The sequence below is a fragment of the Bacillus sp. N13C7 genome (assembly GCF_026790065.1).
Lineage (GTDB): Bacteria > Bacillota > Bacilli > Bacillales > Bacillaceae > Bacillus.
In genome coordinates this window covers 258,790-278,555 of sequence record NZ_JALAMO010000005.1, presented here as the reverse complement: position 1 = coordinate 278,555, position 19,766 = coordinate 258,790, and the positions used below count along the sequence as shown (strand labels likewise).

The following is a 19,766-nucleotide window of genomic DNA, read 5'->3' as shown; positions in this document are numbered from 1 at the left end:
CACCTGGCTATTTATTTTTTCGACAAAACATGATATAGTTGTCCCAATTGTTCAATAATTTTTATCGAAAGTGGTTTACGGAGGGGAAACATGTCTACAAAAGCTGATAATCGGCACTTGTATTTAAAAGTAATTGAACGAATTAAAGAGGATATTAAAAATGGAATCTACACCGAGAAGGAAAAGCTGCCTTCTGAATTTGAGCTTTCTAAAAAGCTGGGCGTCAGCAGAGCGACGCTTAGAGAAGCCTTGCGGATACTGGAAGAAGAGCATGTGATTATCAGAAGGCATGGTGTAGGCACTTTTGTCCATTCTAAGCCGTTATTTCTTTCGGGCATTGAACAGCTGAACAGTGTAACCAAGATGATAGAACAGGCGAATATGACGCCTGGCACGATTTTTCTATCATCGCAAGTGCTCATGCCGTCTGAAGACGACGTCAAGAGATTTCATTTGGCAGAAGGGCAAGAACTTTTTTACCTCGAACGAGTCAGGACAGCTAACGGCCAGCCGATTGTATATTGTATAGACAAAATTCCGATGGATATTTTGCCGAATTCTTTTTCTCATCAGCAAGAATCTATGTTTGATTTGCTTGAGAAAAATTCTGGCTCCGTGATCAGCTATGCAGTGACTGATATTGAACCGATCGGCTATCATGATACCATTTCTCCAGTGCTTGAATGCGATCCGGAAACAGCTCTTTTGCTGTTAAAACAAATCCATTACGATCAGCACGACCAACCGGTGCTTTATTCATTAAATTATTTTAGAGCGGATAAATTCAGATTTCATGTTTTACGTAAACGATTCTAAAACGGACGCCTGTGATGTGTCTGTTTTTTTATTTGCGCTGATTCATGTTTCTTTGTACATACTTTGACGCTGATTAACGCAACATATAAGGGATGACAAGAAAGTGAATGGGTGAAAATGTTGAGAAAGAAAAATGGAATGAAAACGATTATTGCATTGTCTTCCGTACCGCTTGTAATGACACTCGGGAACTCCATGCTGATTCCCGTTCTGCCGATGATGGAGAAAAAACTGTCGGTGACTTCATTTCAAGTGTCTTTAATTATCACCGTATATTCAGTGGTGGCAATTATTTGCATACCAATTGCGGGGTATCTGTCAGATCGATTTGGGAGAAAGAAAATATTGCTTCCTTGCCTCATCATTGCAGGATTAGGGGGGGTAGTGGCAGCTTTTGCTTCCACCTATATGAAAAATCCTTACGCTATGATTTTGGCGGGCAGGGTTCTTCAAGGGATCGGTTCTGCAGGTGCAGCTCCTATCGTCATGCCGTTTATCGGCGATTTGTTTGAAGGAGACGATGAAAAGGTAAGCGCCGGTCTTGGCGATATTGAAACCGCCAACACGTCAGGGAAAGTACTGAGTCCCATACTTGGTGCGTTACTGGCTTCTTGGTACTGGTTTGTTCCGTTTTGGTTTATTCCGTTTTTCTGTTTGGTCAGCTTTTTACTCGTGTTGTTTTTGGTGCCCAAGCCTGAAGAAGATGAAGATGCGCCTGCGGTTTCTGAGTTTATCAAGAGTGTGCGGAAAATCTTTAAACAGGATGGGCGCTGGCTTTATACAGTTTTTATTATCGGGTGTGTGATCATGTTTTTGTTATTCGGCGTATTATTTTATTTATCAGATACGCTGGAGAACAAGTATGCCATTGACGGGGTGGCAAAAGGCGGATTGCTGGCAATACCACTTTTATTTTTGTCAACCAGCTCTTTTATAGCCGGCAAAAAGATCGGCAAAGATAAAGGCCGAATGAAATTTTGCGTGGTGACAGGAATGATTATGTTAACGCTGTCGTTTATTGCTTTGTGGTGGAACCACAGTTTTTATTTATTATTCGCCTTTTTAAGTTTTGGCGGAATTGGGATCGGAATGGCTCTTCCTGCTTTAGATGCGCTGATAACCGAAGGCATTGAGAGTGAGCAATGCGGAACCATTTCTTCCTTTTACAATAGTATGCGCTTTATAGGAGTAGCTCTCGGTCCTCCTGTGTTTGCGGCGTTAATGTCTAATGCAAGCTGGCTTATTTTTATTCTATCGGCGTTTTGCAGCATTGTTTCTTTATTCCTAGTGATCTTTACTGTCGATGCTAAAAAAAGCGAAGAGGAAGAAAAAAACTTAGGGACGGTCTAACCAACCGTCTTTTTTGCTTTGACTATGATACCGGCCATTTAACGGCATATTTTCAGCAGTTTGCTTCTGTCATTTTGAGGCGCAAACAGGACTTTCTGAATGAAAAAGGATCAACTAAACATCCTCCGTCTTGTCAGGCGGAGGTTATTGTTTCCTTATAAATCCTACAGTTGCTATAATTACATGAAAGAGTGTTTCTGCGCATGCTGAAAATTGGTCATAATACATACTAATTAGAAATGAACGAAGGAGGTTCCATATGTCATATGTAAATGAAATCAAAACAAAGCACGGCGGTTTAACCGCACACATTGTAGAAACAGAAAAATTCAAAACCGTTTCACTTATATTTAAAATGCTTGCGCCGCTGACAAAAGACCAAGTCACTAAAAGAGCGCTGCTCCCGCATGTGCTTCTTCGCGGAACAAAAAGCCATCCGAAAACAGCAGAATTGCGTTCTTATTTGGATGAACTGTACGGCACGTCAGTATCGGCGGATCTTTCGAAAAAAGGAGAGCGGCACGTCATTACATTCAGGCTTGAAATCCCGAATGAAAAATATTTAAAAGATCAAACGCCGCTTCTAGAAAAAGGCCTGCAGCTTCTCGCAGAAATCGTTTTTTCGCCTGCTTTAGAGGGAGGCGCTTTTCAGCCACAATATGTGGCTCAGGAAAAACGGACGCTCAAGCAAAGAATCCAAGCCGTTTATGATGATAAAATGCGCTACTCGAATTTAAGGCTGATACAGGAAATGTGCAAAAATGAACCTTACGCACTCCATGTCAATGGTGAAATCGACGATGTCGATGCCATTACGGTCGATCAATTATATGACACGTACAAAACCGCTATTCAAAAAGACCAGCTTGACCTTTATGTCGTTGGCGATGTGGACAGTAACCAAGTGCACGAGGCAATTGACAAGTATTTTCAAACGGAAGAGCGCATCCTTGGCACGACTCAAAACAATCACGCTGAGCAAAAGGCCCAGCCTAAAGAAGTGATTGATGAAGAAGATGTCAAACAAGGAAAGCTGAATATCGGCTACCGCACTGGTATCACTTATACGGATCAGGATTATCCTGCTTTACAAGTGTTTAACGGACTGTTTGGCGGATTCTCTCATTCCAAGCTTTTCATCAATGTTCGGGAAAAAGCCAGTCTTGCTTACTATGCCGCTTCGCGTATAGAAAGTTTTAAAGGATTGTTAATGGTAATGTCGGGCATTGAAGTGAAAAATTACGAACAGGCTGTTTCGATTATTGCGGAACAATTCCAGGCAATGAAAAACGGTGACTTCAGTGAGCAGGACATCGATCAGACAAAGGCCGTCATTCGAAATCAAGTGCTGGAAACCATTGATACTGCGTACGGCTTATCTGAGTTTTTATATCAGCAGGCCGCTGCCCAAGTCGATATTCCAATCGAAGACTTCCTCGCCAATATTGAGAAGGTCACAAAAGAGGATATCGTAAAAGCCGGCGAAAAGATTCAGCTTGATACGACTTATTTCTTAAAAGGGACGGAGGGTGCATCTTGATCAAACCAATCGAATATGAACAGCTTCAGGAGACGCTGTACCATGAAAAAATGCCAAACGGCCTTGACGTTTACGTATTGCCGAAAAAAGGCTTCAACAAGACATATGCGGTCTTCACAACAAAGTACGGCTCGATAGATAACCGGTTTGTCCCTTTAGATAAAAACGAGATGGTTCACGTGCCGGACGGCATCGCCCATTTTCTTGAGCACAAGCTGTTTGAAAAAGCGGACGGAGACGTTTTTCAAGATTTCAGCAAACAGGGCGCTTCTGCCAATGCGTTTACATCATTTACAAGAACGGCTTACCTTTTCTCAAGCACTTCAAATGTTGAACGCAATTTAGAAACGCTGATCGATTTTGTGCAGGACCCGTATTTTACTGAAAAGACGGTTGAAAAGGAAAAAGGGATTATCGGGCAGGAGATTAACATGTATGACGACAACCCTGATTGGAGGCTTTACTTCGGGGTCATTGAAAACATGTACAAAGAACACCCTGTCAGAATTGACATAGCCGGAACAGTAGAAAGCATTTCACATATTACAAAAGACCTTCTTTATGAATGCTATGAAACGTTTTATCACCCGAGCAACATGCTCCTCTTTATTGTCGGTCCTGTAGATCCTGAAGCGATCATTTCTCAGGTAAGAGAAAATCAGGAAAGAAAGCCATATACGGATCAGCCGGAGATCAAACGGGAGGAAGTAGAGGAGCAAGAAGCGGTTTTCCGAAAAGAAAAAGAAATTAAAATGAACGTACAGGGTCCGAAATGCCTTGTCGGGCTGAAATCAAAGAACCCGTTTAAATTAGGCAAAGAGCTGTTAAAGCATGAGCTTTCAATGAACTTGCTGCTTGAATCTCTTTTTGGCAAAAGCTCTGCCCAGTACGAATCACTTTATGAAAAAGGATATATTGATGAAACGTTCAGCTTCGATTTTACTGCTGAATACGGGTTCGGTTTTGCGGCGATCGGCGGAGATACGCCGGAACCTGACCAATTGGCTGAAAACATTTCAAGCATGCTGCTGCGCGCCGGTGAACTGATTACGGCTGAAAAGATTGAACTTGCCAGAAAGAAAAAGATTGGTACATTCTTAAAAGCGCTGAATTCACCTGAATACATCGCCAATCAATTCACCCGTTATGCCTTCCTGGATATGAGCCTGTTTGATGTCGTAACGGTTCTTGAGCAAATTACATTTGAAGATGTCCAGCAAGTGATAGAAGAGGAAATTGCTGCGGATAGACTGACTGTCTGCAAGGTTGTTCCTAAATCATAAACAAAACATCCCTCCAGTGTGAGGGGTGTTTTTCTGCGGAAAGAAGGAAAGAGGATGAACAAAACAGCACTAATCACCGGAGCAAGCGGCGGCATTGGCAAAAGCATAAGCGAAACCCTTGCGGCAGAGGGATACAATCTGCTGCTGCATTACAATACAAATCAAAACGCGGCAGCGGAGCTTGCTGAAAAAACAAGTGAGACATTTGGCGTGCATGCTGAGATTTTGCAAGCCGATCTGTCCGCGCCAGAAGGAGCAGATAGGCTGACAAGTTCAATTGTTCAGCCAATTGATGCGATCATTTTAAACAGCGGAAGAAGCCATTTTGGACTGATTACGGATGTGGATAATGCAACGGTCCAGGAAATGGTTCAGCTCCATGTGGCGAGTCCGTATATGCTGACGAGAAACCTTCTTCCAGGCATGATCCGGAAGAAATCAGGAGCGATTGTGGCTGTCAGCTCAATTTGGGGAGAAACTGGAGCATCTTGTGAAGTGCTGTACAGCATGGCAAAGGGAGCCCAGCACTCGTTTGTAAAAGGGCTGGCTAAGGAGCTGGCGCCAAGCGGCATCAGAGTAAACGCCGTAGCGCCGGGCGCGGTTGATACAAATATGATGAATCAATTCACCCCGTCTGAAAAAGAGGAGATCGCTGATGAGATTCCGATCGGCAGGCTTGCCCGGCCGCAAGAAATTGCGGATGCAACAGCTTTTCTTCTGTCTGAAAAAGCGTCATATATTACCGGCCAAATTCTGTCGGTGAATGGCGGCTGGCACTGCTGACCCGAAAATATTCGATGTATAGTTTCCTTTGCGAGGGACACAATAATCTTGTAACTTCACATGAAATGGAGGAAACAAGCATGTCAGTATTAGAAAACTGGGATAGCTGGAAAAACTTCCTTGGCGACCGTCTGAACTATGCGCAAGATAAAGGCATGAGCCAGGATACAATTACAGATCTAGCGACAGAAATCGGCAGTTACTTGGCTAATGAAGTGGATTCTAAGAACGAGCAGGAAAAAGTGCTGGCAGATCTGTGGAGCGTTGCATCAAAAGATGAACAGCGCGCCATTGCCAATATGATGGTTAAGCTTGTTGAAAATAACAGCACTCACTAGGAAGAGAGGAGATTTTTCCTCTCTTTTTTATGTTTTCCTCATCACAGCAACATTCTTCTTTCTAATTAGAGAAAAATGCTTTATGATAAAGGAAGGTAAAATTTTGCCACAATGAAGGGGGTATATCATTTGGCAAAGCTCGAATGGTATTTTGAATATGAAATTCAAGTCAACCGCCCCGGATTGCTCGGGGATATTTCATCTCTTCTTGGGATGCTTTCTATTAACATTGTAACGATAAACGGCGTCGATCTTTCCAGAAGGGGAATGCTCCTCAGGTGCCGCCATATAGATCAAATTAAACGATTAGAATCAATCTTAAAAACGATGGAAACAATTAAAGTAACGAAGCTGAGAGAACCGCGTCTTCGCGATCGTCTTGCCGTACGTCACGGCCGTTACATTCAAAGGGATGCTGATGACAAGAAGACGTTCCGCTTTGAACGGGACGAGCTCGGCTTATTAGTCGATTTTATGGCCGAGCTGTTCAAGAAAGAAGGCCATAAATTAATCGGAATCCGTGGTATGCCGCGTGTCGGAAAAACAGAATCGATTGTGGCCTCCAGCGTTTGTGCTAGCAAAAGGTGGCTGTTTGTGTCATCGACCTTGCTGAAGCAGACAATAAGAAGCCAGCTGATTGCCGATGAATACAGCACTGAAAATGTCTTTATCGTTGACGGAATTGTGTCAACAAGAAGAGGGTCAGAACGCCATCTCCAGCTGGTCAGAGAAATCATGAGGCTGCCTGCAACAAAAGTCGTGGAGCATCCGGACATATTTGTTCAAAATACAGAGTATACACTCGATGACTTTGATTATATTATTGAACTAAGAAATGAACCTGATGAGGTTATTACATATGAACATGCCGAAGAACCCCAAATGTTTGATCAATCCGGGTTTTCAAGCTTTGATTTTTAAAATTGGAAGGTGTTTGTTGTGACTGAACTAGGAATCCGGCTCAAAGAAGCCAGAGAGGAAAAAGCAATGTCATTGGATGATCTCCAAGCGGCAACAAAGATTCAAAAAAGGTATTTAACCGCCTTGGAGGAAGGTAACTATGACATTATCCCGGGGAAGTTTTATGTTCGGGCATTCATCAAGCAATATGCGGAAGCCGTCGGGCTTGATGCGGATCAGCTGTTTGAGGAGCATAAAAAAGATATCCCAAATACGTATCATGACGATGTGTCTGAAAAGATTTCCGGCATGAATCTTCAAAAGGAAATGCCAAAGTCAGCATCTAAGGCGCTGGAACTGCTGCCAACAATACTTGTGATTCTCGGTGTCATTGTCGTGATAGCGATTGTGTACGCGATCATTCAATTTGCGAATCATAAAAACAGCGATGATAATAATGCAGCATCTCAAAAATCAATTACGCAAAGTGAAAGCAAGTATGAAATCCCTAAAGATTCAACGCTAAAAGAAAATCAAAATAACAGCTCTGAAAAAGAGACAGACACTAAAAAAGAAACAAAAGAAAACGAAGATAAAAAAGAAAAAGACAGTGATAAACTGGAGATTAAAGCAGCTGGCACCGAAGGATCGTTAACGACTTATGAAGTGTCCGGCGCTGATAAAATCGAGCTTGAACTGAAGGCATCAGACAGCTCTTGGGTTCGGGTGCGCGATGAAAACAGCAGCTCGTTAAAAGAGGGAACGCTGAAAAAAGACGAAACCTTTAAAAAAGATATAACTGATCAGAAACAAGTTGAAATCCGCACCGGATATGCACCTAATCTGAAAATAAAAATCAACGGTAAGGTTCTTTCATATGAACTGGATCCGAAAGATGTGATGGCACAAACCATAAAGATTGTAAATAAAAAGGAAGAAAAGTCATCTTAATTACCAGATGACTTTTCTTCACGTCCGAGTATGAAACTGGAGGGGCTTTATGTTTAACTTACCAAATAAAATCACACTAGCTAGAATCGCATTAATCCCAATCTTCATGATTATCATGCTGGCACCGTTTGACTGGGGCAGGCTCGAATTTGGAGATGAATCGATCCCGGTTGCACACTTGGCCGGCGCTATTTTATTTATTATTGCATCCACAACAGACTGGGTGGACGGGTATTATGCCCGAAAACTGAATCTCGTGACAAACTTCGGGAAGTTTCTTGATCCGCTTGCGGACAAACTGCTTGTGTCCGCAGCGTTAATTATCCTTGTTCAATTTGATCTTGCGCCAGCCTGGATGGTTATTGTGATAATCAGCCGAGAGTTTGCCGTAACAGGTTTAAGGCTTGTCTTAGCCGGAACAGGAGAAGTCGTTGCTGCTAATATGCTTGGTAAAATTAAAACCTGGGCACAAATCATTGCAGTATCCGCATTGCTTCTTCATAATCTTCCGTTTGAACTTGTGTCATTCCCATTTGCTGACTTGGCGCTGTGGGTAGCCGTCTTCTTTACAGTCGTATCAGGCTGGGAATATTTCTCTAAAAACTGGGAAGCGCTAAAAACATCTAACTAAGAAAGAAGGACTTACGTCATGGAATTTCCAAAAAAAGCAGAAATTATTGCAGTCGGTTCAGAGCTGTTGCTTGGCCAAATCGCCAATACTAATGCTCAATTTATCAGCAAACAGCTCGCTGAAATCGGAGTAAACGTATTTTATCATACAGCAGTCGGAGATAATCCGGAGCGGCTGAAGCAGGTCATCCGCATTGCAGAAGAACGCTCTGACTTCATTATTTTTTCAGGAGGTCTCGGACCGACAAAAGATGATCTGACGAAAGAAACGATTGCAAATGCGCTGGGACGTCCGCTTGTGTTAAATGATGAGGCATTTCAATCTATTGAGGATTATTTCAAGCGAACAAAACGCACGATGTCACCTAATAACCGCAAACAGGCGCTTGTGATTGAAGGATCTGACGTACTTGCGAATCACTTTGGAATGGCTCCGGGAATGCTCATAGAGCATGAATCGCGCTTTTATATGCTTCTTCCTGGGCCGCCAAGCGAGTTGCGTCCAATGGTTGAAAACGAGGCAAAGCCTCTTCTGCTGAAAAAGATGGGCTCAAATGAAAAAATTGTGTCAACCGTTCTTCGCTTTTTCGGTATCGGCGAATCCCAGCTTGAAGCTGATTTGGAAGATATCATTGATGCACAAACGAACCCGACAATCGCTCCTTTGGCTGCCGACGGTGAGGTGACGCTGCGTCTGACAGCCAAGCATGCAGATGAAAAGGAAACAGAGCGTTTGTTAAAAGAAACAGAGGCTCTTATCCTAGAGCGTGTCGGTGAATTTTTCTACGGCTACGATGACACTTCCCTTGTCAAAGAGCTTTCTAAAGCATGTAAGGAAAAAGGCATTACGCTTTCCGCGGCGGAAAGCTTCACCGGCGGGCTGTTTTCTGAGTGGCTGACCGATCTTAGCGGCGCTTCAACATTATTTGCCGGCGGCGTCGTTTGCTATACAAACGACGTGAAGCAGAATGTGCTTGGCGTTAAGAAGGATACATTAGAGCGTTTTGGCGCAGTCAGCAAGGAGTGTGCTTTAGAGCTGGCAAAAGGTGTTCAAAAACTCACTGGGAGCGATATCGGCATCAGCTTTACCGGTGTAGCAGGACCTGATGCTCAAGAAGGGCATGACCCTGGACACGTGTTTATCGGCATTTCAGCAAATGGAAAAGAAGAGGTTCACGAGTTTCACTTTGCTGGCTCCAGAACGGGAATCAGAAAACGCGGCGCTAAATATGGCTGCCATTTAATCTTGAAGCTTTTAGAGCAAAAATAATATTTTCAGCACATTATCCTCCTAAGAAAACATGATTTCTCTGATACATTATGATATTTTGAAAGAAATCACGCCAAGAAAAAATCCGAATATGCGTTCGCTTTTTTCTTGGCAAATCCCTTCAAACAGGGTATAGTATATGTAGTGGTAACATAAAGGAGGAAAAAATAGAATGAGTGATCGTCAGGCAGCCTTAGATATGGCTCTTAAACAAATAGAAAAACAGTTCGGCAAAGGTTCCATTATGAAACTGGGAGAAAAGACAGATACAAGAATTTCTACTGTTCCAAGCGGCTCCCTCGCTCTTGATACAGCACTGGGAATTGGCGGATATCCGCGCGGGCGGATTATTGAAGTATACGGACCAGAAAGCTCTGGTAAAACAACTGTGGCGCTGCATGCGATTGCTGAGGTTCAGCAGCAGGGCGGACAAGCCGCGTTTATCGATGCGGAGCATGCGTTAGATCCGGTATACGCGCAAAAGCTCGGTGTCAATATCGAAGAGCTTTTACTGTCTCAGCCTGACACAGGCGAGCAGGCGCTTGAAATTGCGGAAGCATTGGTTCGAAGCGGTGCAGTTGACATTGTTGTTGTTGACTCAGTGGCGGCTCTCGTTCCGAAAGCGGAAATTGAAGGCGACATGGGAGATTCGCATGTCGGTTTACAAGCACGCTTAATGTCTCAAGCCCTTCGTAAGCTTTCAGGGGCTATTAATAAATCGAAGACAATCGCGATTTTCATTAACCAAATTCGTGAAAAAGTCGGCGTTATGTTCGGGAACCCGGAAACAACTCCTGGCGGCCGTGCGCTGAAGTTCTACTCTTCCGTGCGTCTTGAAGTGCGCCGTGCTGAACAGCTGAAACAAGGGAATGACGTAATGGGGAACAAAACGAAAATCAAAGTCGTGAAGAACAAGGTGGCTCCGCCGTTCCGCACAGCCGAGGTTGACATTATGTACGGAGAAGGTATTTCAAAAGAAGGCGAAATCATTGATCTGGGAACTGAACTTGATATCGTGCAAAAAAGCGGTTCATGGTACTCATATGAAGAAGAGCGTCTTGGCCAAGGCCGTGAAAATGCAAAACAATTCCTGAAAGAAAATAAAGATATCATGCTGATGATCCAGGAGCAAATTCGCGAACATTACGGCTTGGATAATCACGGGGTAGCGCAGCAGCAAGCTGAAGAGGCACAAGAAGAATTCGAATTTGAAGAATAAAAATAAAATCAGTTTGAAATGATACAAAAGGCTGGGGGAAAAAACTCAGCCTTTTTGTATTTTGCAAAAAAATGATAAAAATATTGCTTTTTTTGACAACTTTTTCAGTGCTTCATTCGTCTAACAAAACGTGTGCAAAATGGAATTTATTTTGGGAGGAAAAAATGAATGACAAGCCCAACCCGCAGAAGAACTGCGAAACGCAGACGGAGAAAACTAAATAAGAGGGGCAAACTTCTGCTTGGTTTTTTAGCAGCGATGATTTGCTTTACGATGTGGAATGTGCTTCATCGAAATAGTGAAGAGAACGAGCCATCTCAAGAAACTGCAGCAGCTTCAGATACCAGCCAGAAAAAAGAAGTCAAAAAGAAAATCGCCAAAAAATCAAAGGAACAAATCAAAACAGTGGACCGCAACCAAAAAATCAGCAATTATTTAAAGGAGATCGGTTTCAGCGGAACAGCCATGATTGTCAGAAATGGCGAAATCGTAATAAATAAAGGTTTTGGTTATGCAGACCGTAAACAAAAAATTCAAAATAATCCGTTGACATCTTTTTATGTCGGTTCGTCACAAAAAGCGCTGATTGCAACCGCTATTTTGCAGCTTGAGGAAAAGGGAAAACTTCAGACAAGTGATCCGGTAAGCGCGTATTTACCTCATTTCCCTAACGGACAAACGATTACTTTGAAAAATCTGCTTACACATACATCGGGAATAAACGGACATATTGAAGGAAACGGCGCAATCACTCCGGACGATTTAATAAAAGACATAGAACGTCAGGGAATTAATCGCCAGCCGGGCGTATGGGACTACAAGGATTCCAACTATTCTGTTCTTGCTTATATTGTGGCTGAAGTAAGCGGTGAGTCCTATGAACAATACATAACGAATCATATTTTTAAACCGGCGGGAATGAAGCATGCAGGCTTTTACAAAACATATGAAAAAGAACCTTATCCTGCTGTCGGGTATAAGCTGAAAGGCAGCAGAACGGTTACACCGTATATACCTGATCTATCTCAGCTGTATGGAGCCGGTGATATTTATATGAGCGCTATAGATATGTACAAATTTGACCAAGCGCTGATAGATGGAAAACTGTATTCGCAAAAAAGCTATGAAAAGATGTTTACCCCAGGGAGCAGTTCCACATACGGTATGGGATTTTATGTTGCTCCCGGTAGCTATTCAAACCATGGTGTCATGCCGGGCTTCAACGTCTTGAACAGCTTTAGCAAATCTGGGCAAACCATTGTTGTTTTGTTGTCAAACATTCAAAATAACGCTAAACTGGGCCAAGTGAACAATAAAATATATCAGCTGCTGAATCAAGAATAAATCTGATCTGCTTTTGGAAGGATTGCATACAGTACGTTAAAAGGCGGTTGTATGCAAACGTTAAGATGGCAAGCTTGACAAGTATTTCCGACACATTTACAATGAAGTTGTAACATTTGTTTTTTTAACATGATTGTTAAACCATTTTAAACTTGACAAGGGCGATGAAAATACTCATTCCCTGTGAAGGTTCTGTATGTTGAGAAAACTAGACAATGTACATGCCGACACTTATTTAAGCAACAACCAAGTTCATAGCAAGAGGAGGTGAAAGTATGACCCCAATTATGATGGTTCTCATCTCCATTTTGCTGATTCTACTCGGTTTAGTTGTTGGCTACTTTGTTCGTAAAACCATTGCCGAAGCAAAAATTGCGGGCGCACGCGGTGCAGCCGAGCAAATTCTTGAAGATGCAAAGCGTGATGCTGAAGCACTGAAAAAAGAAGCTCTGCTTGAAGCAAAGGATGAAATCCACAAACTTCGAATAGATGCTGAACAGGAAGTTCGTGAAAGACGAAATGAGCTTCAAAAACAAGAAAACCGTTTACTCCAGAAGGAGGAAAACCTTGATCGTAAACATGAGGGAATTGATAAACGGGAAGCGATGTTGGAGAAGAAAGATCATTCTCTGAATGAACGACAACAACATATTGAAGAGATGGAAAGCAAAGTGGATGAGATGATTCGTATGCAGCAGTCAGAGTTGGAACGGATTTCGAGTCTGACTCGTGATGAAGCAAAACAAATCATTCTTGAGCGGGTTGAAAACGAGCTTTCACATGACATCGCCATCATGACAAAAGAAACTGAAAACCGTGCGAAAGAAGAAGCGGATAAGAAAGCGAAAAACATTCTTTCACTCGCCTTACAACGCTGCGCAGCGGACCACGTTGCCGAAACAACGGTATCAGTTGTCAATCTTCCAAATGATGAGATGAAAGGACGTATCATCGGACGGGAAGGGCGTAACATTCGTACGCTTGAAACGCTGACAGGAATTGACCTGATTATTGATGATACGCCTGAAGCTGTCATTCTTTCCGGATTTGATCCGATCAGACGTGAGACAGCAAGGATTGCTCTTGATAAACTCGTTCAGGATGGCCGTATTCATCCGGCACGGATTGAAGAAATGGTTGAAAAATCTCGCCGCGAGGTCGATGACTATATTCGTGAGATGGGTGAGCAAACGACATTTGAGGTTGGCGTTCACGGCCTCCACCCAGATCTCATCAAGATCCTCGGCCGCTTAAAGTTCCGTACAAGCTACGGTCAAAATGTGCTTAAACATTCTATGGAAGTCGCATTCTTGGCCGGTTTAATGGCATCGGAGCTTGGGGAAGACGCAAAGCTTGCTAAACGTGCGGGACTTCTTCACGACATCGGGAAAGCAATTGACCATGAAGTAGAAGGAAGCCACGTTGAAATCGGGGTAGAGCTTGCAACCAAATATAAAGAGCACCCAGTCGTGATTAACAGTATTGCATCACACCACGGGGATGAAGAGCCGACTTCCATTATCGCTGTGCTGGTAGCTGCAGCAGATGCGCTTTCAGCTGCAAGACCTGGCGCAAGAAGCGAGACGCTCGAGAACTATATTCGAAGACTTGAAAAGCTCGAAGAAATTTCTGAGTCCTACGAAGGTGTTGAAAAATCATTTGCCATTCAGGCTGGACGTGAAGTGCGTATTATGGTGAAGCCGGATTCAATTAATGATCTTGAAGCTCATCGACTGGCGCGAGATATCCGTAAGCGAATTGAGGACGAGCTCGATTATCCAGGTCATATTAAAGTGACAGTAATCAGAGAAACTCGAGCCGTAGAGTATGCAAAATAAAGTGATGCGCTAAGCATCACTTTATTTTTTTGACGGCCAAGGAATTTTTAAGATAGAAGGGATTTACAAAATGAGAATTTTATTTATCGGAGATGTTGTTGGTTCACCGGGCCGCGACATGGTAAGAGAATATGTACCAAAGCTAAAAACAAAATATAAGCCACACTTTACCATTATTAATGGTGAAAATGCCGCACATGGGAAAGGCCTGACTGAAAAAATCTATCACAGCTTAATCCAGGCCGGCGCAGATGCCATCACGATGGGGAACCATACATGGGACAAAAAAGAAATTTTCGATTTTATAGATGACGTTCCCAACTTGGTTCGCCCTGCAAACTTTCCGGAGGGAACGCCGGGAAAAGGGATGACCTATGTGAAAGCAAACGGCAAAGAGCTTGCCGTCATTAATTTACAAGGCCGCACGTTTTTGCCGCCGCTTGATGATCCGTTTTTAAAAGCGGATGAATTGATTGCTGAAGCTGCGAAAAGAACACCGTACATCTTTATTGACTTCCATGCCGAAGCGACAAGTGAAAAGCTCGCACTTGGCTGGTATACGGACGGACGTGCATCAGCTGTTGTTGGAACTCATACACACGTGCAAACAGCGGATAACCGTATTTTGCCGAAGGGTACAGCATATATTACTGATGTAGGAATGACTGGACCGTATGATGGTATACTCGGGATGGACAGAGAAACGATTATTAAGCGATTCAAAACGAATCTTCCAGTCCGTTTTACTGTCGCTGAAGGAAAAACAACACTGAGCGGAGTCGTCATTGACATTGACGATCAAACGAAAAAGGCTGTCAAAATTGAACGTATTCTAATCAATGATGATCACATGTTCTTTGAATAATTGAACATATGGTTATTTTATAAAAATATTAAAAAGAAAAGCAGGAATATAGCAACTCCTTAGTGAATATAGTAAAAATGGAAGGTAGCCCGCTATTTTTGAAAAGCATTGTGGGGATGGCTTTTTGGATAGCAACATCTAATAATGATTGTTCTAATGAACACTCACTTATCCATTGTAAAACTAAGGGGGAGCAGAAATGGAAATCTTAAAAGTTTCAGCAAAATCGAGTCCAAATTCAGTGGCAGGTGCGCTTGCAGGTGTGTTAAGAGAGCGAGGAGCCGCCGAGATTCAAGCGATTGGAGCGGGTGCATTAAACCAAGCTGTAAAAGCTGTGGCGATTGCCAGAGGATTTGTGGCGCCTAGCGGCGTTGATTTGATTTGTATTCCGGCTTTTACAGATATTCAGATCGATGGGGAAGAAAGAACAGCGATTAAATTAATCGTGGAGCCTCGCTAAAAACAAATAAAGCATTCTCAACCTGTTTGCCTAGGGCAAACAGGTTGTTTTTCATTTATCGTGATATTTTCTTCCTATAGTATTTTCAGCATATAAATCGCGGAAATACAAAAGTCAGAAATGATCCGGAACGTTTCAGAAAAAAATTTACGCCCATTTTTCAAGACGGATACTTTTGTATTCCTCAGAAAGACAGTGCTGTTTACGCTTATTCCATATCATGGTACAATCCGAATGTAACAAGAATTTTTCAAGGAGGATTGTACATGCAGAGTGGAAAGATGAAAGCTCTTATGAAAAAGGACGGGACGTTCGGTGCTGTGCTGACTGAAGTTCCCATTCCTAAGATTGATAAACATGAAGTCCTCATAAAAGTGAAAGCTGCTTCCATATGCGGCACGGATGTGCACATTTACAATTGGGATCAATGGGCACGACAGAGAATCAAAACACCCTATGTTTTTGGCCATGAGTTCAGCGGCATTGTTGAAGCAGTAGGAGAGAATGTGGGCAGTGTAAAAGTGGGAGAGTATGTGTCTGCGGAAACGCATATAGTCTGCGGTGAATGTGTTCCTTGCGTAACCGGAAAATCTCATGTTTGTACCAATACAGCTATTATTGGGGTGGACACGGCTGGCTGTTTTGCGGAGTATGTAAAAGTTCCTGCTAATAACGTTTGGAAGAACCCCGCTGATATGGATCCGTCGATTGCTTCCATTCAAGAGCCTTTAGGAAATGCGGTTCATACAGTGCTTGAAAGCCAGCAGGCAGGAGGAACCACTGCGGTCATTGGTTGCGGACCGATTGGACTTATGGCTGTTGCGGTTGCAAAAGCAGCAGGTGCTTCTCAGGTGATAGCGATAGATAAAAATGAATACAGGCTGGCGCTTGCCAAACAACTGGGAGCTGCACGTACTGTTTCGATTGAAAAAGAAGATCCGCTTAAAATTGTAAGCGCTTTAACGAATGGGGAAGGAGCAGATCTCGTTTGTGAGATGTCAGGCCATCCCTCGGCGATTGCCCAAGGTCTTGCGATGGCTGCGAATGGCGGAAGATTTCACATTCTCAGCTTGCCGGAACATCCGGTGACAATTGATTTGACGAATAAAGTAGTATTTAAAGGACTTACGATCCAAGGAATCACAGGAAGAAAAATGTTTTCCACATGGCGGCAGGTGTCTCAATTGCTCGGGTCAAACGTACTCGACCTTTCACCTGTGATTACCCATCAGTTTCCGTTAGAGGAGTTTGAGAAAGGATTCGAACTGATGAGAAGCGGCCAATGCGGAAAAGTAATTTTAATTCCATAAAAGGGGGATAAACATGACGAAGGAATTTGAGTTTTTAAAAGCAGAGCTTGATAGAATGAAAGAAAACCATACTTGGCAGGATATAAAACAGCTTGAATCAATGCAGGGCCCATCTGTTACAGTGAATCATAAAAACGCCATTCAGCTTTCTTCTAATAATTACCTCGGATTTACTTCACACCCAAGACTCATCAAAGCCGCGCAGGAGGCTGTTCAGCAATTTGGAGCCGGCACTGGATCAGTGAGAACGATTGCCGGCACATTTACAATGCATCAAGAGCTTGAGAAAAAGCTGGCGGCCTTTAAAAAAACAGAGGCGGCACTTGTATTCCAATCAGGCTTCACAACAAACCAAGGCGTACTTTCAAGTATTCTCTCAAACGAAGATATTGTCATCTCAGATGAGTTGAATCATGCCTCTATTATTGACGGAATCAGACTGACAAAGGCAGATAAAAAGGTGTATCAGCACGTCGATATGAGTGATTTAGAGAGGGTGCTGAGAAAATCAATGAATTATCGGATGCGTCTGATTGTGACAGACGGTGTATTTTCCATGGATGGCAACATAGCCCCTTTGCCTGATATTGTAGAGCTCGCTGAGAAATATGACGCATTTGTGATGGTAGATGATGCCCATGCATCAGGAGTGCTTGGCGAAAACGGCAGGGGAACAGTGAATCACTTCGGTCTGGACGGCAGAGTCCATATTCAAGTAGGAACGCTAAGCAAGGCAATCGGAGTGCTCGGCGGCTATGCTGCCGGTTCAAAGGTGCTGATCGATTATTTGCGCCATAAAGGCCGTCCGTTTTTATTCAGCACGTCCCATCCGCCGGCTGTCACTGCAGCTTGTATGGAAGCAATTGATGTCTTGCTGGAAGAGCCAGAGCATATGGAGCGCTTGTGGGAAAATACGTCCTATTTTAAATCAATGATTGTGAAAATGGGTCTGACTCTCACGCAGAGTGAAACACCGATTCTTCCGATTTTAATAGGTGATGAAGGCGTTGCAAAGCAATTTTCTGATCAGCTCCTTTCACGCGGCGTTTTTGCCCAAAGCATCGTTTTCCCGACTGTAGCAAAAGGAAAAGCCAGAATTCGCACGATTATAACTGCTGAGCATACCAAAGAAGAATTGAATGAGGCGCTTGACGCCATCAAAAAGACGGCTAAAGAGCTCCAGCTATTGTAAGAGGAAGAGAGAATGCTCTTCCTCTTTTGATTCCTTATTGATTATTATTCTCAATGAGTGTACAATGATAGGTTGCCAGTTGTGCAGAGCTTCAAGAACCTTTATACTGGAGGGTGGAAGTTTGGTTTGAAAGGAGAAATCATGACATGAATGAAAAACAAAAATTAGAGAGCGGACAAGTTAATCCATCGGACAAAAAATCCGAGAAGGATTACAGCAAGTACTTTGAAGCTGTTTACATTCCGCCTTCCTTAAAAGATGCGAAAAAACGAGGCAAGGAAGCCGTTACTTATCATAATGACTTTAAAATTTCTGAAGAGTTTAAGGGGCTGGGAGACGGAAGAAAGTTCTATATCCGTACGTACGGCTGCCAAATGAATGAACACGATACAGAGGTTATGGCAGGGATCTTTATGGCGCTCGGTTACGAAGCGACGAACTCTGTTGACGATGCCAATGTCATTTTATTAAACACATGCGCGATCCGTGAGAATGCCGAGAACAAGGTATTTGGTGAGCTGGGGCACTTAAAAGCGCTGAAAAAAAACAATCCCGACCTGATTTTAGGGGTGTGCGGCTGTATGTCCCAAGAGGAATCAGTTGTGAACCGGATTTTGAAAAAACATCCGTTTGTCGATATGATTTTCGGAACGCATAACATCCACCGCCTGCCGGAGCTTTTGTCAGAAGCATACCTTTCAAAAGAAATGGTCGTAGAAGTTTGGTCCAAGGAAGGGGACGTTATTGAAAACCTTCCGAAAGTCCGGAACGGAAAAATTAAGGGCTGGGTCAATATCATGTACGGCTGTGACAAATTCTGTACGTATTGCATCGTGCCTTACACACGCGGAAAAGAAAGAAGCCGACGCCCTGAAGAGATCATTCAGGAAGTGAGAAGGCTTGCAAGCGAAGGCTATAAGGAAATTACTTTATTAGGCCAAAACGTAAACGCGTACGGAAAAGACTTTGAAGATATGACATACGGCCTCGGTGATTTGATGGATGAACTGAGAAAAATCGATATTCCGAGAATCCGTTTTACAACGAGTCATCCGCGTGATTTCGACGACCGCCTCATTGAAGTGCTCGCAAAAGGCGGCAACCTGCTTGATCACATTCATCTGCCGGTTCAATCAGGAAGCTCAGAGGTTCTGAAGCTGATGGCCCGTAAATATGACAGAGAGCGTTACATGGAACTCGTGCGAAAAATTAAGGCAGCAATGCCGAACGCATCTCTGACAACAGACATTATCGTCGGATTCCCGAACGAAACGGACGAACAGTTTGAAGAAACGCTTTCTCTATACCGTGAAGTGGAGTTTGACAGCGCCTATACGTTCATCTACTCTCCGCGTGAAGGCACTCCGGCTGCCAAAATGAAAGATAATGTACCAATGCGTGTGAAAAAAGAACGTCTGCAGCGTCTGAACGCACTGGTGAATGATATTTCTGCTAAAAAAATGAAGGAATACGAAGGCAAGGTTGTCGAAGTATTAGTTGAGGGTGAAAGCAAAAATAATCCTGATATTCTTGCCGGCTACACTGAAAAAAGTAAACTTGTCAATTTCAAAGGGCCGAAGGAAGCAATCGGCAAAATCGTCCGCGTGAAAATCCAGCAAGCGAAAACATGGTCGCTTGACGGAGAAATGGTAGGAGAAGCAATCGAGGTGAAATAAG

The 19,766-nt window shown here is 43.2% G+C and carries 18 protein-coding genes; all 18 read left to right on the top strand.

The annotated features are described in order from the left end of the window. Positions 1 to 90 precede the first annotated feature (90 nt). A complete protein-coding gene (locus tag MOB98_RS06260; RefSeq protein ID WP_268358419.1) occupies positions 91 to 816 on the top strand; it encodes a GntR family transcriptional regulator in 726 nt (241 codons plus the stop codon). A gap of 138 nt (positions 817 to 954) precedes the next feature. Beyond that, the gene (gene bcbE / locus MOB98_RS06255) at positions 955 to 2,166 is read left to right on the top strand and encodes a bacillibactin exporter BcbE (RefSeq protein WP_268358443.1); all 1,212 of its coding nucleotides are present in this window, start codon (positions 955 to 957) and stop codon (positions 2,164 to 2,166) included. Positions 2,167 to 2,425: 259 nt separating this feature from the next. After that, a complete protein-coding gene (gene yfmF, locus MOB98_RS06250; protein WP_268358418.1) occupies positions 2,426 to 3,706 on the top strand; it encodes an EF-P 5-aminopentanol modification-associated protein YfmF in 1,281 nt (426 codons plus the stop codon). Continuing rightward, on the top strand, positions 3,703 to 4,989 hold the full coding sequence (gene yfmH / locus MOB98_RS06245) for an EF-P 5-aminopentanol modification-associated protein YfmH (protein WP_268358417.1): 1,287 nt from the start codon (positions 3,703 to 3,705) through the stop codon (positions 4,987 to 4,989). Before yfmF ends, yfmH begins: the two co-directional genes overlap by 4 nt. Positions 4,990 to 5,043: 54 nt before the next feature. Beyond that, positions 5,044 to 5,772 (top strand): elongation factor P 5-aminopentanone reductase, encoded by a 729-nt coding sequence (gene ymfI / locus MOB98_RS06240; RefSeq protein ID WP_268358416.1) that lies wholly within the window; start codon positions 5,044 to 5,046, stop codon positions 5,770 to 5,772. Positions 5,773 to 5,852: 80 nt separating this feature from the next. Then, positions 5,853 to 6,110 (top strand): DUF3243 domain-containing protein, encoded by a 258-nt coding sequence (locus MOB98_RS06235; RefSeq protein WP_268358415.1) that lies wholly within the window; start codon positions 5,853 to 5,855, stop codon positions 6,108 to 6,110. A gap of 129 nt (positions 6,111 to 6,239) precedes the next feature. Then, positions 6,240 to 7,031 carry a YmfK family protein gene (locus MOB98_RS06230; RefSeq protein WP_268358414.1) on the top strand — a complete coding sequence of 264 codons (792 nt, stop codon included), beginning with the start codon at positions 6,240 to 6,242 and terminating at the stop codon, positions 7,029 to 7,031. Positions 7,032 to 7,049: 18 nt separating this feature from the next. Next, complete coding sequence (gene rodZ, locus MOB98_RS06225; RefSeq protein ID WP_419900967.1) at positions 7,050 to 7,961, top strand: cell shape determination protein RodZ; 912 nt, start codon at positions 7,050 to 7,052, stop codon at positions 7,959 to 7,961. Between the two features lie 49 nt (positions 7,962 to 8,010). Continuing rightward, complete coding sequence (gene pgsA / locus MOB98_RS06220; RefSeq protein ID WP_003238444.1) at positions 8,011 to 8,592, top strand: CDP-diacylglycerol--glycerol-3-phosphate 3-phosphatidyltransferase; 582 nt, start codon at positions 8,011 to 8,013, stop codon at positions 8,590 to 8,592. 18 nt (positions 8,593 to 8,610) lie between these two features. Continuing rightward, positions 8,611 to 9,861: a competence/damage-inducible protein A gene (locus MOB98_RS06215; RefSeq protein WP_268358413.1), complete on the top strand. Its 1,251-nt coding sequence runs from the start codon at positions 8,611 to 8,613 to the stop codon at positions 9,859 to 9,861. A 172-nt stretch (positions 9,862 to 10,033) separates the two neighbouring features. Then, positions 10,034 to 11,080, top strand: coding sequence for a recombinase RecA (recA, locus tag MOB98_RS06210; protein ID WP_268358412.1), 1,047 nt, complete (start codon positions 10,034 to 10,036; stop codon positions 11,078 to 11,080). Positions 11,081 to 11,248: 168 nt separating this feature from the next. Further along, positions 11,249 to 12,424: a serine hydrolase domain-containing protein gene (locus tag MOB98_RS06205; protein WP_268358411.1), complete on the top strand. Its 1,176-nt coding sequence runs from the start codon at positions 11,249 to 11,251 to the stop codon at positions 12,422 to 12,424. A gap of 275 nt (positions 12,425 to 12,699) precedes the next feature. Then, entirely contained in the window at positions 12,700 to 14,262 is a 1,563-nt protein-coding gene (gene rny / locus MOB98_RS06200; protein ID WP_003221010.1) for a ribonuclease Y, read from the top strand. 70 nt (positions 14,263 to 14,332) lie between these two features. Next, positions 14,333 to 15,127, top strand: a complete 795-nt coding sequence (gene ymdB / locus MOB98_RS06195) for a 2',3'-cyclic-nucleotide 2'-phosphodiesterase (protein ID WP_268358407.1) — start codon at positions 14,333 to 14,335, stop codon at positions 15,125 to 15,127. Positions 15,128 to 15,326: 199 nt separating this feature from the next. Further along, entirely contained in the window at positions 15,327 to 15,587 is a 261-nt protein-coding gene (gene spoVS, locus MOB98_RS06190; RefSeq protein WP_003154135.1) for a stage V sporulation protein SpoVS, read from the top strand. Positions 15,588 to 15,853: 266 nt separating this feature from the next. Further along, entirely contained in the window at positions 15,854 to 16,897 is a 1,044-nt protein-coding gene (tdh, locus tag MOB98_RS06185) for an L-threonine 3-dehydrogenase (protein ID WP_268358406.1), read from the top strand. Between the two features lie 13 nt (positions 16,898 to 16,910). Beyond that, a complete protein-coding gene (locus MOB98_RS06180; protein WP_268358405.1) occupies positions 16,911 to 18,089 on the top strand; it encodes a glycine C-acetyltransferase in 1,179 nt (392 codons plus the stop codon). 146 nt (positions 18,090 to 18,235) lie between these two features. After that, the gene (gene miaB / locus MOB98_RS06175) at positions 18,236 to 19,765 is read left to right on the top strand and encodes a tRNA (N6-isopentenyl adenosine(37)-C2)-methylthiotransferase MiaB (protein ID WP_268358404.1); all 1,530 of its coding nucleotides are present in this window, start codon (positions 18,236 to 18,238) and stop codon (positions 19,763 to 19,765) included. Position 19,766: the final 1 nt, after the last annotated feature.